Here is a 14,845-nt window from a genome sequence, read left to right on the forward strand (position 1 = left end):
TTTATGTTATAATCCAGATTTTATTTAATATATTCATTTAATCCTCTTATGGAGATTTCTCCGGATATGAGCCTTTCACGGGAATCGTCTTCATATTGTACCAATAATTTTCCTTCCTTATCCAGATCAAGAACTTTTGCACGTCTTTCACCGGTATTTTTGATTACCTTTATGTCTTTACCGATTACGGCAGAGTTGTCTTTGCAAATTTTTATGGAAAGGTCAATTTTTCCCTCTTCACGGAATTCTTTATATAGACGTTCAAATTTATTTAAAAATGTGCCTACCAGTGCTTTCCTGTTTATGCTGTTTTTTGTCTCTATCTTGATAGAAGTTGCCTTATCGAGTAAATCTCTTGAAAAATCATCTTTATCTAGGTTGGCATTTATCCCTACACCTACAATTATGTAATTTACTCTGTTTAATTCACCGCTCATTTCCGTCAAAATTCCGCAGACTTTTTTACCATTGACTATTATGTCATTGGGCCATTTTACTGTGGAATTTATGTTGAATTCCCTGAAGCTCTCTATCATGGCGGCAGCTGCTATCTGGGTCGTCTTGGAAGCTTCCATGGGATTTATATTCGGCCTTAGTATCAGGGACATCGATATTCCCTTATATTTCGGGGAACACCAGGATCGTCCCAATCTGCCTTTACCGCCTACCTGTTCTTCAGATATTACAACGGCTCCATCGTCTTCGCCTTTTTCAGATAAATCCTTTGCCATGTCATTTGTTGAAGTTATGCTTTCAAAATGTATGATTTTTCTTCCTATATAGTTTGTATTTAAATACGGATTGATTTCTTCAAAAGTGAGTATATCTGGGGAACTTATCAATTTATATCCCTTTTTAGAAGAGGAATCTATCCTGTAGCCTTCCTCTTTTAAGGATTTTATATATTTCCATATGGAGGTACGGCTCACTCCTAATTTTTCACTTATCAGCTGTCCGGATAAGAATTTTGAATTGTCTTCTTTCAGTAAATGAAGAACTTTATATTTCATGTAAAAACCCACCTTTTATTTATTATTTAATAATATTATAACATAGTTTACACACCTAAACCCCACATATTGCAGTATGATACTTCTAGCATTCCAGGTTTAAATCTTTATACAATCTTTATATATTATCCTAAATCTTAATCTAAAATTTATACAAATGATGCTATATTTTAATGAAGGCAGTTGAATAAGTATTTTTAAATTAGAGGTGTAAGAGATGAGCTTAGGATCAGGAAAATTTTTGAATAGGTTAATGGGGAAAAGTTTGAAAACAGAAGAATTGAAAAGTGAGAAACTCAGCGTATTCTGGGGACTGCCAATAATGTCCAGCGATGCTATTTCATCGGTGGCTTATGCAGGAGAGGAAATATTGTGGGTACTGGTTCCGGTAATTGGATTGATGTCCTATAGATATATGTTGTACGCTTCCATACTCATTGTACTTTTGATGTTTATGCTGACATTTTCATATAGACAGACTATAGATGCCTACCCTTCAGGAGGGGGCTCCTATATCGTAGCCAAGGATAACCTGGGTACTACTGCAGGGCTTGTAGCTGGTGCCTCCCTGACTATAGACTATGTATTGACTGTGGCTGTGAGTTCCTGCGCTGGTACTGCAGCCATTACTTCCGCGGTGCCTTCTTTACTTCCGTATAAAGTGGGTATAACACTGCTGCTTATAGTATTGCTTGTTATAGGGAATCTTAGGGGAGTTAGGGAATCCTCAAAATTATTTGGAATTCCGACCTACCTTTTTATAGCTTCAGTATTATTTATGATTGTTTGGGGGCTTATTAAAGTATATTTTATAGGCTACAAACCTGCACCTGTTTTTAAGATACCTGAAGCTTCGGGAAGTATAACCATTTTTCTTTTTTTGAAAGCTTTTGCAAGTGGATGTACGGCCTTGACAGGTATAGAGGCTGTTAGCAACGGTGTGCCCAATTTCAAGGAGCCTTCCCAGAAACATGCGAAAATGGTATTGGCACTTTTAGCCCTTGTTGTATTGCTGGTATTTGGAGGGATTTCCTATTTGGCCACCCTTTATCATGCTGTTCCAAATTCACAGGAGACTGTGGTTGCACAGATTTCACAACAGATATTCAATAAAAATATCATGTTTTATGTTATTCAGGCAACTACTGCTTTAATATTGGTTTTAGCCGGAAACACCGCTTTTGCTGGACTTCCACAGCTGTTGGCGTTTATGGCCAAGGACGGTTATGCTCCAAGACAATTTGCAAAAAGAGGGAGAAGGCTCAATTATTCCAATGGAATAATTATGCTGGGATTTTTATCCTGCATGCTGGTTGTGATTTTTAAGGGAAGCACACATTATCTGATGCCCCTTTATGCGGTAGGTGTGTTTGTATCATTTACACTGTCCCAGGCGGGCATGTTTAAAAGATGGGTGAAAAATAAAGGCTTTGCCTGGAGACATAAAGCCTTTATAAATGGATTAGGTGCCTCTATGACTTTTGTCACTGCAGTTGTAATAGGTATTACTAAATTTATTCATGGGGCCTGGGTGGTTTTTATACTGGTACCATTTGTGGTCTATATTATGAAAAGAATAGAATTGCACTACGCTGAAGCTGCAAGGGAGCTGAAACTTCCGATGGATCAGAAACCTAAAAAAATAGATTTTACCTCACAGAAGAGGTACGTGATAGTGCCCATAGATACTCTCAACAAATCTTTTTTGAAGGCACTGAATTATGCCAGGACCATATCGGACAATATAATAATATTCCACGTTTCCATTGATGATGATGCTACCAAAAAACTTTTGAACAAATGGAACCAGTATAATGTGGACATACCCATAATAGTGAAAAAGTCGCCTTACAGGAGTATAGTAGGTCCTCTGGTCAAATTTATAGAATCAGAGGAATATGCTGCGGGGCCGGATGATACAGTAACGGTGGTTATGCCTCAATTTGTAGTTACCAGGTGGTGGGGAAACATATTGCATAACCAGACTTCGCTGTTCATTAAAACTGTGCTGCTAAAGAGAAGAAATATAGCTATAGTTACAGTGCCGTATATAATAAATGAAAGGTAGCTGCATTAATTCAATATAGAAGATAAATTTAAAAAGAGCACTTACTCAGATGGAGTAGGTGCTCTTTTATGTTTGTTTTCATTAATGAAATTGCAGGTAACAGGTTTATTTTATTAATGAAAAGTTATTTATTGAATTGAGGTTTCATTTTATATATACGTATCTGATGTATATGGGTTGTTAGCATGGATTTGATTCAAAATATGATTATAATATTATTTTTGGCATCATATTTGCTATTACATATAAACGTTAATATATTTTTAAATTGGGGGGATCAAAATGCTAAAGGGTATAATTACGCCTATGATTACAATTCTTGACAAAGAAAGGAGGATTGATTTTGAAGGAAATAAAAAAATGATTGAAACTTTGATAAAAGGAGGAGTAAACGGAATTTTATTTATGGGCAGTATAGGTGAATTCTTTGCCATGAGAATGGAAGAAAAAAAGGAATTCATCAGTTTTGCAGTAAAAACCGTAAATAAAAGGGTGCCTGTCCTTATAGGGACTGGTGGAACTTCAGTGGATGAAGTTATTGAACTTACAAAGTTTGCCGAAACAGAAAAAGCCGATGCAGCTGTCATAATTTCTCCTTATTATTTTAAACTGGATGATGAGACTATTTACAATTACTACAGTGATATTGCTAAAAATACGAAATTACCTATTTTTATATACAACTTCCCGGACAGAACAGCTGTAAATATAAATCCTAAAGTTGTTCTGAAATTAGCTGGTGAATTTCCAAATATAGTGGGTATAAAGGATACGGTAGATGGCATGAGTCATACGAGAGAACTGATTGGTGTAGTAAAAGGTGAAATTCCAGATTTTGCTGTATTTTCAGGATTTGATGAATATCTAATACCTAATTTGCTGTCAGGGGGAAATGGACTTATAGCAGGGCTTACAAATGTTTTTCCAAAATTGTTTACAGATGTGTATAAAGCGTTTACTAGAGGAGATTTTCAGGAAATAAATAAATTCCAGAAAAAAGTCAACAGGCTTATGTCTATATATTCTGTAGCACCGTATTTTATTACTACTATAAAGACTATAAAAGCCCTTCAGGGTCTTGATATAGTCCCTATACCTAAAAAACCATATGGACTTCTGGATAATGACAGTATAGAAAAACTTAAGAAAATTATTAAAAATTAAATCTGGATACAGGCTAATTTTAATACTGTAATCATACATGAACTGTATTAGTATATATAAACAAATTTTAAAGGAGGAATGATTGATGAATGCAATTCACCTGAGTGAACTTGATAATGTTGCTACAGCTTTAAAATCACTTAAAAAAGGTGATACTGCTCTTGGTGTAACCGTTCTTGAAGATATAGGCATAGGCCATAAATTTGCCACTGAGGACATTAAGAAAGGCGAGCCTGTCATTAAGTATGCTTCCCATATCGGTATTGCAAGTTGTGATATAAAAGCTGGTGAATGGGTACATGTACATAACATTGAAGGCGAACGTGGCAGAGGTGATATAGACAATGGTGTAAGAGACATTAGTCAGGATGTTCATAGTAAAGCCACTGTTGCTCAAAGCAATAAAGCATATAAACTTATGGGGTATAGACGAAGCGACGGAAGCTTTGGATTTAGAAATCACATTCTGGTGATTCCTAGCGTACATTGTGCCAATAAAGTGGTTGAATGTATAGCCAATACTATAACGTATGGTGACGGAGCAAAAAATGATGAAAGGGATGTGGTTTATGTTACCCACCAGCACGGATGTAGCGAGCTAAGTTATGATGCAAGACAAACCCAGGACGTTATTGTAGGAACTGGAGCCAACCCGAATGTATACGGCGTTTTGGTAGTAGGTCTTGGCTGTGAAGTTGTACAAGCAAAGGGTATTGCTGAAGGAATCAGGAAGATGGCGCCCTATAAAGATGTTGCATATTTTAATATTCAGGATGCCGGAGGAACTGGCAAGAGTATTGAAAAAGGAGTGAAAATAGTCCGAAAAATGCTTGCCGAATCACTGAAAGTGCAGAAAAGTGAAGGATCTTTGGCCGATGTAGTGCTTGGTACCGAGTGCGGGGGCAGCGATAGTTTTTCAGGTATTAGTGCCAACCCTAGCCTTGGTACAGCTTCCGATATAGTTATTCAGCATGGTGGCAGCGTAATACTGGCTGAAACGACAGAACTTATCGGTGCTGAACATATTCTATCTAGTAGAGCGATAAATGATACCGTTAAAGCTTCTGTTCTTAGCACGATTAAGGGCTTTGAGGACACAGTAATAAAATCGCATGCTGATATACGCGGTGCTAATCCCAGCCCAGGAAATATTAAAGGTGGTTTAAGCAGTATTGAGGAAAAATCGTTGGGTTGTATCTATAAGGCAGGTAATCAGCCTGTTGTGGCAGTGAAACAGTACGCTAAGAAGATAACCGATAAGGGTCTTACCTTTATGAACACGCCAGGCAATGACATAGAACAGCTAAGCGGCATGGTTGCTGGCGGATGTAATATTTGTGTGTTTACAACCGGACGTGGAACCCCCACTGGAAGTGCTGTTACGCCGATTATCAAGCTGGCGTCAAACTCGGCTGTATTTGACAGTATGAATGATTCAATAGATTTAAATGCGGGTACCGTGATTGAAGGTACAAAGGGCCGGCATGAAGTGGGCGAGGAGATCTTAGACTTTATTGTAGCGGTAAGTAATGGGAAGCTGACCAAGGCTGAGATAAACAGACAAAATGATTTTTCAATTTGGCGGCTTGCTACAACTGTCTAATAGATTGAGCAAGCTCGGAAACTAATTTCCAGATGATGTAAAAATATTGATTATGTTATTTTTGTGCAAAGAACTTTTATAGAAATATATTATTACTAAAAAGTATTAAGTGGGTTCATAACACACTTAAATTATATAAGGAGGTCCAAGGACATGAATTTACAATTGAATGAAAAGGTTATTTTTGTAACAGGTGGCGGAAAAGGTATAGGAAGCGGTATTACACTTGCTCTGGCAAGAGAAGGGGCGATTCCTATTGTGCTTTCTCGTTCAGCGATTTTACCTGAATTTAAAGAAAAGCTAGAAGCATTAACAGACGATTATGAATTTATTCAAATTGATCTTAACGAAACTGATAAAATTCAACCTATTGTTGATGACGTTGTAAAACGGAGGGGATCTATTTACGGTATAGTCAATAATGCTGGGACTAATGATAATAAGGATTTAGAAACAACTTCCTGGCAGGATTTTGAAAAAAGTCTTCATGGGAATCTAACACATTACTATGCACTTGTTCATTCTGCAGTTCAGTATCTTAAAGATAGCCATGGGTGCATTTTGAATATTTCTTCAAAAACAGCTCTTACCGGACAGGGTAAGACCAGTGCCTATGCTGCTGCCAAAGGGGCAATTTTAGCTCTGACACGTGAATGGGCAGCTGCTTTAGCAAAGGATCATGTACGAAGCAATGCCATTGTAGTCAGCGAATGCTGGACTCCGCTATATCAAAACTGGATTAAATCTTTTGACGATCCCAAAGCAAGGATAAAGGTTATTACGGATAAAATTCCCTTTGAACATCGCTTTACATCGATTGAAGAGATTGCTGATACGGCAGTATTCCTGCTTTCGCCACTTTCATCGCACACTACGGCTCAGTGGGCAGTTGTGGATGGCGGTTACATTCATCTTGACAGAGCATTAAACTAAGTAATGGGGGGAGAAAAAATGGGGAATAAGAATAATAATAGCAGAAATATTAAAATTGCTTTTGCTCTGGTTACCGGACTATTCTTTCTTTGGGGCTTAAGCTATGGCCTGCTTGACGTTATGAATAAAAACTTTCAAAACCAGTTAGGTATTACCAAAGCAACATCAGGTCTGGTGCAGGCAGCTTATTTTGGTGGATATTTTATAATCGCTACACCAGCTTCACTTATAGCTAGACATTATGGTTATAAAGGTGGAATTATCATGGGACTTTTCCTGTATGCAGTTGGGGCTCTACTCATTGTTCCGGCAAGCAATGCTCATAGCTTTACTATATTTTTAGGAGCATTTTTTGTTATTGCCTGTGGTCTTGGCAGCCTGGAAACAAATGCCAACCCCTACATTACCAAGCTTGGTGATGATGAAAACGCAGCATTTCGTATTAATGTTGCCCAAAGTTTTAATGGTGTGGGTCAATTTTTAGGACCCATCATTGGTGGTAGCTTGTTTTTGTCTATCACAACAAGTAATAATATAAGTAAAAATATGCATAATGTTCAGAAGGTTTATATTTTTATTGCTGCAATTGTTGCATGTATGCTCTTCATATTTCTAGTAGCTAAATTGCCTGAAGGATCTGAAGTTTCAGGTGAAGATACCTCTGTGGAAGGCAAGGGGACTTATAGCGAGTTGCTTAAATATAAGCATTTTAAACTTGGTACATTGGCACAATGTTTATACATATGTGCACAGGTTGGTGCTGGAGCATTTTTTATTAATTACAGTGTTGAGCACTGGTCAGGACTCTCAGATAGCAAAGCTGCATATTTTTATAGTATTGCATTAGTTGCATTCATGGTCGGAAGAATTATAACAACTCCGTTAATGAAGAAGTTCAGTGCCAGTAAAATTCTTGGTATTTATTCTACATTCAACGTGATGCTGATGATTTTCTTAAACTTTGCAACAGGCAGCTTGAGTATATTTTTACTAATCGCGTCCTTCTTCTTTATGTCTATTAGCTTCCCGACAATTTTTGCTTTAAGTGTTGTAAAAATTCCTGAGAATCTTGTTAAAACAGCTTCTAGTATCCTTACTATGAGTCTAATTGGCGGAGCAATTATGCCATTTTTAATGGGTCGTGTTGCCGATAACTTTGGGACAGCTGCCGCTTATCTGCTTATTTTACCTTGCTTTTTATATGTTGCGTGGTTTGGATTTAAAGGCTGTAAAGTTGAAGAAGGCTGTAAAATTGAAAAAGGAGGTATAAAGAATGCTTGAAGTAGTCGATAGTCACTTTCATATTTTCGATTTAAACGTATTAAATCTTCCCTGGTTGAATTCATGCGCTGACATTAACAGAAGCTTTAGCATTGATGATTTGTGTAAAGCTTATGGTAAATATGACCTTGATTTTAAGGGAGGAGTTTACGTTGAGGTTGACTGTGATAATGCTGCTAAGGAGGATGAGTATATTTTTAATCTGCGTAGTCCTAAGATTTTAGCCAAAATTATGCGTGCGCCGCATTTATGTGCTCACATGTGGCTTCCTCTAGGTATCGCCGGCGTTAGAGAACCGCTTCATGTTGAAACGTCGCCTCGCGGTAGATGCTTAGAACGAAGTTTTATTGAAGGGCTTGAAGTTTTGGCGGATAATGATATGATTTTTGAGAGCTGCAATAGAGTGGAAGAACTTGAAGATATGTACAATGCAGTTTCCCAGGTTCCACAGGCCAAGGTTGTAATTGATCACTGCGGTAATGTAACCGAGCTGACTGGCAATTACAAACAGGCAATGAGAAAGCTTGCAAAATTGCCTAATGTGTACTGCAAGGTTTCTGGGTTTCCTACAAAAGACAAAGCTTTTGTAAAACATCTGCTTGACTTTTTGACGGGTGAATTTGATTCTTCTAAACTTATGTATGCTTCAAATTTCCCAGTTGTTGAATTGTACTCATCATTTGATGAACATTTGAATGCAGTAAGGGAATATTTTGGTGATGATGCCGACTTTTTTAGTAAAAATGCCAAGAAACTTTATAAAATAAACACGCCGCAGACTTTTGCGAGTGTTATTAGACTTCGCCCTGAAAAGGCAAAGTACTATAAAAAGCTGCATGCTAATCCGTTTCCTAATGTAAATAAGAAGATAAGAGAATGCGGTATCACCAAATATAAAATTTTTAACCGTGATGATTTGCTCTTTTCTATTATGGAGTACTGTGGTGATGATTTCGAATATGATATGGCAAAGATGGCACAGGACCCTGAAACTCAGAGATGGTGGAAGGAAACCGATCCATGCCAAATGCGCATAGACGGAGCTTTTAAACATGAGTGGTGGGCTGATATGAAGCTCGTGTATGATCTCAATAAATAAACAGATTTAATAAAATATATTATAAAAGGAGATTTTTTTGATGTCACATAGAATGATATTAAATGAAACTAGTTATATAGGAGCAGGAGCAATTGAGAATATAGTTACAGAAGTTAAAATCAGAGGTTATAAAAAGGCATTGATAATAACTGATAAAGATTTAATAAAATTTAATGTAGTTAGTAAAGTAACAGATATTTTGGACCAAAACAACTTGGATTATGAGATTTTTGATAATGTAAAAGCTAATCCTACTATAAATGTGGTAAAGAGCGGTATAGAAAAATTTAAAAGAATAGCTGCAGACTATTTAATAGCAATAGGTGGGGGGTCATCAATTGATACTGCAAAAGCTATTGGAATAATTATTAGAAATCCCGAATTCTCAGACGTAAGAAGCCTTGAGGGAGCGGTTATGACTAAAAATAAGAGTGTGGATATTATAGCAGTTCCGACTACAGCAGGAACTGCAGCAGAAGTTACAATTAACTATGTAATTACTGATGAAGAAAAGAAACGTAAATTTGTTTGCGTTGATCCACATGATATTCCAGCAGTAGCAATTATTGATTCAAAAATGATGTCGTCAATGCCAAAAGGCTTAACGGCAGCTACCGGTATGGATGCATTAACTCATGCAATTGAAGGTTATACTACAAAAGGGGCATGGGAGTTAACTGATGCTATACATTTAAAGGCTATAGAGATTATTTCACGTTCGCTTAGAAGTGCAGTAAATAATGAACCAAAGGGCAGAGAAGGTATGGCACTTGGACAGTATGTAGCAGGAATGGGTTTTAGTAATGTAGGTCTTGGAGTTGTTCATGGAATGGCACATCCACTTGGAGCTTTTTATGATACTCCACATGGGATTGCGAATGCAGTACTTTTACCATATGTTATGGAATATAATGCTTGTGCTACCGGAGAAAAGTACAGAGAAATAGCTCGTGCAATGGGAGTTAAGGGAGTAGACAATATGACTCAAGATGAATATAGAAAAGCTGCTATTGATGCAGTTAAGAAACTTTCAGAAGATGTTGGGATCCCCAAGTCATTAAAAACAATTGGAGTTAAGGAAGAAGATTTAGAAGCTCTTTCAGAATCAGCTATGGCAGATGCTTGTACTCCTGGAAATCCGAGAGACACTAGTGTAAAAGATATATTAGCAATCTATGAAAAGGCTTTTAAATAATATATAATTTATCATTTTATGACTTTGGTTTGTCTATAAATTATGAATATATATTTGAAAATTAGTATGGAAGTTTATTTCTATACTAATTTTACTTTTAAGAAAAATATTAATGTTGAGTAGATGTTAACATACATTTCAAACTGAGCTTGCTTACCAAGCAGAATAAATGGATTTAAAGAAGTTACTAATGATATCCTTTGCAGCTTATAGTGTATAATTTAATAGAGTACTAATATTAATCAGGTGGTGAATTTAATATGAATGATAATATATTATTGGTTGCACCTTATCACGGACTTGAAATTCTGGCTAAAGAGTTCAATAAGAGATATAAAGTCAAATTATCTGTAATAGAAGGAAACATGAATCAGGGTATTGATGAAGTGAACTATGCTGTGAAAAACGGGATAAGGATTGTACTCAGCAGATGGGGTACATCGAACTATTTGAAAAATAAAGTTGATGTGCCGGTAATTGACGTGTCTGCAACACCTGTTGATGTACTAAAGGCTATTAACAAGATAATCATTGAAGGTTACAAGAAAATCGCTATCGTCAATGTATCAAATATCTTTGGAAAAAGTGAAAAACAGTACCTTCATAAAATTTTGGGTATAAATTTACAATTTTCAGTATGCCATGGAGAAAATGATGTCAGAATGAAAGTGAAATACCTTGCAGAGGAAGAGCACATCGATGCTATAATCGGTGATGTTACAGCAGTGCATGAAGCCAGAAGAATTGGAATACACGCAGAATTGATTGAGTCCGGGGAAGGATCTATTGTAAATGCATTGTCATTATGTACAAATATACTAAACTATGATTTTGTTATTAGATATAAAAATTCTGTTGAACAGAATGGAAGAGGGAGTTGCCCTTTCAGACAAAACTGGTAATTTATTGTTTAATTCCAGTATAGAAAGATTGTTTAGATATTATAATACAGATGTTACCCAAGAAAATCTATATAAAATTTTAAATGGCAGTAAATATGAAAAAATTCCAGTAAATGTTGATAAAAAATATGTTGGAAGTGTACTTTTAATAAATCAAAAAAGTACCAATGCGGTGCCTAAGGCGGATTCAGAATTCAGAGCCAAGTATAAATTTACCGATATAGTGGGTCAGGATGATGTAAAAATAAAAGCGGCTAAATTTGCAAAATCGAATGAAACAGTGATCATTTATGGAGAAACTGGTACGGGAAAAGAATTATTTGCTCAAAGTATTCATAATGAAAGCAGTAGATCCAATGGGCCCTTTATAGCTGTTAATTGTGCATCTTTAAGTGAATCATTAATTGAAAGTGAACTTTTTGGATATGAGGATGGTGCATTTACTGGAGCTGCAAGAGGAGGCAAAAAAGGTATATTTGAATTGGCCGATGGAGGTACGTTATTTTTAGATGAAATTGGAGAAATTCCCTTGAATTTTCAGGCAAAACTTTTAAGAGTGCTTCAAGAAAACGAAATCAGAAGAGTTGGAGGAAGCAGGAAGATTCCAGTGAATGTGCGTATTATATGTGCAACAAATAAGAATTTGAAAGAAGAATGTAAAAAGAATAATTTTAGGTATGATTTGTATTATAGAATAAATGTCCTTGAATTGAAACTACAGCCTCTCAGATTTAGAAAGAAAGATATAATATCTCTTTTTAAAAATTTTATATATAAGCAGTGTATTTCCGAAAATAAAAAACTGAAGTGGAAAAGTGACGATATATTTGAACCTCTTCTAAAGTATAATTGGTATGGAAATATAAGGGAACTAGAAAACTTTGCCAAGTTCGTTGTGGCCTGTTCGGAAAAGGATGAACTAAATGAAAATTTTATTCTTAATATGCTTGAATCAAGAAATTTGGAAGACAATGATGAAATAAGTATTAAATTTTCTTATGATTTAAAAGAAATGGAAAGTGAAATGTTCAATACTTTATTAGACAGATACAATGGCAATAAGGAAAATTTGTGCAGAGATTTTAACATTAGCAAGACAACCCTTTGGAGAAAATTAAATTTTGTACAATGATAGTGAAAATGGTATTGCCAGTTATAAAAAAGAAGGAGAAGATGTTATTCAAGTAAATGTATTATTAAGAAATGTATTAAAGGTACTCTAAAATTATAACCCTAGAGTACCTTCGGCATATAAAGATTACTGTTTTTGCAATTGAGTTAGAATGTTGGATATGTTGCTGCTGTGACAGAACAAGTTAAAGTTTTGCCTTTCATGGATTGATAGTTTTCTTCAAGCACTCATCAATCCATGAAAGAATCCGTTCATTTCCTAACAATTTTGCTCCGCACTGACCGTGAAGACCAGCACCTTCTTCAGAAGTGAAAAGCATAAATCGTTTTGGACAAGTAAGTGCTTTGTAAAGCTGTTTTGCTTGACCCATAAACATGTGTTCTTCTTCACCATCAACTACAAGGGTTGGACATTGAATTTTAGAAGCAGTGCTTTCCATATTAAAATCTTTCATTTTTAGAACAAGTTTCGACAAGGTATCTACACCAAAAACGAACATGCCATTTTGAATGCCCCATTTAAACATCGGGTTAGTTTTCTCCACTTCTTCTTGAAGCTGATCACATTGATTAGGGTTGTTAAGAGCTAAGTCTAAAAATTTTTTCCAATTTGGTAAAGCATTTAAAAAGTTATAAATTCCACCATTGGCTACACATATAGCAAGCCGATGCTCAAAAGCTGCTGCACGCGGTGCTAAATAACCACCTAAGCTTTGACCCCATAAAACAATTTTATGCGGATTGATTCCGTCAAGCGTTAAAACAAAATTAACCACGGGTGTGACTACTTTTTCATAATCATAGCGAAAATATAAATGCTGGTGGCGTAATGCTTCGCCCTGACCAGGTCCTTCAAAAGCCAGACAGTTCATTCCATGTTCCAAAGCCGCCATAGCCAATCCGTAAAACTCTTCTTTTGTGCCATCATAGCCTGTCATTAAAATGAGAACAGGTCTTGGTTCAGATGTTTCTTCGCACTTGTAATAGTGGCCTGGCAAAGTTGTTCCTTCATAAGGAATTTTAACTTTTTCAATAATTGGTTGGTTATATTTCATAACTTGATTAAAGCAAGACAAACCTAAATCTGTTAATTTAAGAGCCCGGGGATCATTGCGGTTTTCATGTAAGAAAAATTCAGCAGATCGGTAATAATTATAAGTGCGTAAATATGTTTTGCGTGCACTTACAAAGTGGCCTTTTACCGCGTAGTCATGAGCAATACCATGTAATCTTTGAGCAGTTTTCATCCACTCCTGATACCAGCTATTATAATCTCCATCAACAATTCTTTCTGAGGTTGTAATAATTTCACCTATATCTGCCATGCCACTGGTTGCAGCACTAAATAATCTTAATGTTTCAAATTCAAATTGACTATTTTTAAATAATAAATTTTTCATCATGGATCTTCCCTTCAATGATATTTTCACAAATGTGATTCTTTTTTTAATATGTTATATAATCTTAGTATAAAATTAGTACCGCATTGTATCAATCAACAATGAAGGTAGATTGTTGCATTTGAAAAAAGGAGTTGAACAAAATGAGATCAAATCCGCAAAGTGTAGAACGGACCAAAAAGAATTTGATGGAGGCTTTTTGGGAGCTTTACTGCAAAAATAGTATAGGTAAAATTTCCGTTCAAAAAATTGTAGACAGAGCTGGTTATAACCGCAGTACTTTTTACCGCTATTTTACTGATGTTTATGATATTTTGGATCAATTTGAAAGAAAACTTTTACCTGATTTCAGCAAGCATCAAAAACTGATGGCAAGCTTAACTTTTCGGAAGCCGCTTGAACATTTGACAGAGGTTTATAGCCGCTATAAAAAATATTATCTTGTCCTGCTTGGTGAAAATGGCGATCCAGCTTTTCATAAAAAAATGAAGGATGCATACAAAGAACTGACACGTCCCTTTTTTCAATTATTATGTGAAAATGATTTCCAATTGGAAATGGCTTTGGAATTTTGTATTTCTGGTTTTGTTAATTTGCTGACATTTTGTTTTGCTAAAAATGAGAGACTTGATATTGAAAAAATTATGTCCGAAGTATGGCCGCCGGTAAATAATGTGATGCAGAAAATTCTATACCGAAATTCACAAATCAAGTAGTAACTAAAGATTACTTTCTAAGAATTTTTAACATAATGTGCAGAATTCTCCTACCTCTATAAATAGCATTTGCCGACATCCAGTCAAGGTAATCGTAAAGAAGCCTTGTAGTTAATTATCATGTATAGTATAAATACTGACGGATAGACAATGGCATGAAGAAATTCATGAATTATTATGGAAGAAAAACCCAAGATAATTTGATATGTGATCCTCCTAATCATAAGAGCCTATAAAAAATTGCTATATAATTTATATTATAATCTTTTAATTTGATAGATCAAATTAAGAACTTGCGATGATCGTGTCAATTTACTGTAGGTTAAAAAGCTACAGACTTTCC

12 protein-coding genes are annotated in these 14,845 nt (G+C 35.7%); 10 read left to right on the forward strand and 2 right to left on the reverse strand.

Translation table 11 applies throughout. The annotated features are described in order from the left end of the window. Positions 1-20: 20 nt before the first annotated feature. Positions 21-1,010: a biotin--[acetyl-CoA-carboxylase] ligase gene (locus AB8S09_RS09135; RefSeq protein ID WP_369868989.1), complete on the reverse strand. Its 990-nt coding sequence runs from the start codon at positions 1,008-1,010 to the stop codon at positions 21-23. Between the two features lie 217 nt (positions 1,011-1,227). Here AB8S09_RS09135 and AB8S09_RS09140 point away from each other — a divergent pair, with 217 nt between their 5' ends. The 9 genes from AB8S09_RS09140 to AB8S09_RS09180 all read left to right on the forward strand — a co-directional run bounded on the left by AB8S09_RS09140 (position 1,228) and on the right by AB8S09_RS09180 (position 12,387). Continuing rightward, the gene (locus tag AB8S09_RS09140; protein WP_369868990.1) at positions 1,228-3,078 is read left to right on the forward strand and encodes an APC family permease; all 1,851 of its coding nucleotides are present in this window, start codon (positions 1,228-1,230) and stop codon (positions 3,076-3,078) included. A 282-nt stretch (positions 3,079-3,360) separates the two neighbouring features. Then, positions 3,361-4,242 carry a 4-hydroxy-tetrahydrodipicolinate synthase gene (gene dapA, locus AB8S09_RS09145; protein WP_369868991.1) on the forward strand — a complete coding sequence of 294 codons (882 nt, stop codon included), beginning with the start codon at positions 3,361-3,363 and terminating at the stop codon, positions 4,240-4,242. Between the two features lie 85 nt (positions 4,243-4,327). After that, positions 4,328-5,845, forward strand: a complete 1,518-nt coding sequence (locus tag AB8S09_RS09150; RefSeq protein ID WP_369868992.1) for a UxaA family hydrolase — start codon at positions 4,328-4,330, stop codon at positions 5,843-5,845. Between the two features lie 153 nt (positions 5,846-5,998). Then, positions 5,999-6,778: an SDR family oxidoreductase gene (locus tag AB8S09_RS09155; RefSeq protein ID WP_294182318.1), complete on the forward strand. Its 780-nt coding sequence runs from the start codon at positions 5,999-6,001 to the stop codon at positions 6,776-6,778. Positions 6,779-6,796: 18 nt separating this feature from the next. Beyond that, the gene (locus AB8S09_RS09160; protein ID WP_294182319.1) at positions 6,797-8,059 is read left to right on the forward strand and encodes a sugar MFS transporter; all 1,263 of its coding nucleotides are present in this window, start codon (positions 6,797-6,799) and stop codon (positions 8,057-8,059) included. 100 nt (positions 8,060-8,159) lie between these two features. Further along, positions 8,160-9,158 (forward strand): L-rhamnose mutarotase, encoded by a 999-nt coding sequence (locus AB8S09_RS09165; RefSeq protein WP_369868993.1) that lies wholly within the window; start codon positions 8,160-8,162, stop codon positions 9,156-9,158. A 40-nt stretch (positions 9,159-9,198) separates the two neighbouring features. Then, the gene (gene fucO, locus AB8S09_RS09170; protein ID WP_294182321.1) at positions 9,199-10,353 is read left to right on the forward strand and encodes a lactaldehyde reductase; all 1,155 of its coding nucleotides are present in this window, start codon (positions 9,199-9,201) and stop codon (positions 10,351-10,353) included. A gap of 260 nt (positions 10,354-10,613) precedes the next feature. Further along, entirely contained in the window at positions 10,614-11,255 is a 642-nt protein-coding gene (locus AB8S09_RS09175; RefSeq protein WP_369868994.1) for a PrpR N-terminal domain-containing protein, read from the forward strand. Next, a complete protein-coding gene (locus AB8S09_RS09180; protein WP_369868995.1) occupies positions 11,179-12,387 on the forward strand; it encodes a sigma-54 interaction domain-containing protein in 1,209 nt (402 codons plus the stop codon). The genes AB8S09_RS09175 and AB8S09_RS09180 overlap by 77 nt, the downstream gene beginning before the upstream one ends. A gap of 199 nt (positions 12,388-12,586) precedes the next feature. On the opposite strand, the gene AB8S09_RS09185 is transcribed toward AB8S09_RS09180, so the two are convergent. Next, the gene (locus AB8S09_RS09185; RefSeq protein ID WP_367112683.1) at positions 12,587-13,789 is read right to left on the reverse strand and encodes an alpha/beta hydrolase family protein; all 1,203 of its coding nucleotides are present in this window, start codon (positions 13,787-13,789) and stop codon (positions 12,587-12,589) included. Positions 13,790-13,929: 140 nt separating this feature from the next. Here AB8S09_RS09185 and AB8S09_RS09190 point away from each other — a divergent pair, with 140 nt between their 5' ends. Continuing rightward, complete coding sequence (locus AB8S09_RS09190; protein WP_294182323.1) at positions 13,930-14,502, forward strand: TetR/AcrR family transcriptional regulator; 573 nt, start codon at positions 13,930-13,932, stop codon at positions 14,500-14,502. Positions 14,503-14,845 lie beyond the last annotated feature (343 nt).

The sequence above is a fragment of the Clostridium lapidicellarium genome, from assembly GCF_041224415.1.
Taxonomy (GTDB): Bacteria; Bacillota; Clostridia; order Clostridiales; family Clostridiaceae; genus Clostridium_B; species Clostridium_B lapidicellarium.

What these genes read in the sequence shown, in the direction of transcription:
- AB8S09_RS09185 (WP_367112683.1), bottom strand. Translation starts at nt 13,789, where the DNA reads ATGATGAAAAATTTATTATTTAAAAATAGTCAATTTGAATTTGAAACA.
- AB8S09_RS09155 (WP_294182318.1), top strand. Translation starts at nt 5,999, where the DNA reads ATGAATTTACAATTGAATGAAAAGGTTATTTTTGTAACAGGTGGCGGA.
- AB8S09_RS09160 (WP_294182319.1), top strand. Translation starts at nt 6,797, where the DNA reads ATGGGGAATAAGAATAATAATAGCAGAAATATTAAAATTGCTTTTGCT.
- AB8S09_RS09135 (WP_369868989.1), bottom strand. Translation starts at nt 1,010, where the DNA reads ATGAAATATAAAGTTCTTCATTTACTGAAAGAAGACAATTCAAAATTC.
- AB8S09_RS09175 (WP_369868994.1), top strand. Translation starts at nt 10,614, where the DNA reads ATGAATGATAATATATTATTGGTTGCACCTTATCACGGACTTGAAATT.
- AB8S09_RS09150 (WP_369868992.1), top strand. Translation starts at nt 4,328, where the DNA reads ATGAATGCAATTCACCTGAGTGAACTTGATAATGTTGCTACAGCTTTA.
- fucO (WP_294182321.1), top strand. Translation starts at nt 9,199, where the DNA reads ATGTCACATAGAATGATATTAAATGAAACTAGTTATATAGGAGCAGGA.
- AB8S09_RS09180 (WP_369868995.1), top strand. Translation starts at nt 11,179, where the DNA reads ATGATTTTGTTATTAGATATAAAAATTCTGTTGAACAGAATGGAAGAG.
- AB8S09_RS09190 (WP_294182323.1), top strand. Translation starts at nt 13,930, where the DNA reads ATGAGATCAAATCCGCAAAGTGTAGAACGGACCAAAAAGAATTTGATG.
- dapA (WP_369868991.1), top strand. Translation starts at nt 3,361, where the DNA reads ATGCTAAAGGGTATAATTACGCCTATGATTACAATTCTTGACAAAGAA.
- AB8S09_RS09140 (WP_369868990.1), top strand. Translation starts at nt 1,228, where the DNA reads ATGAGCTTAGGATCAGGAAAATTTTTGAATAGGTTAATGGGGAAAAGT.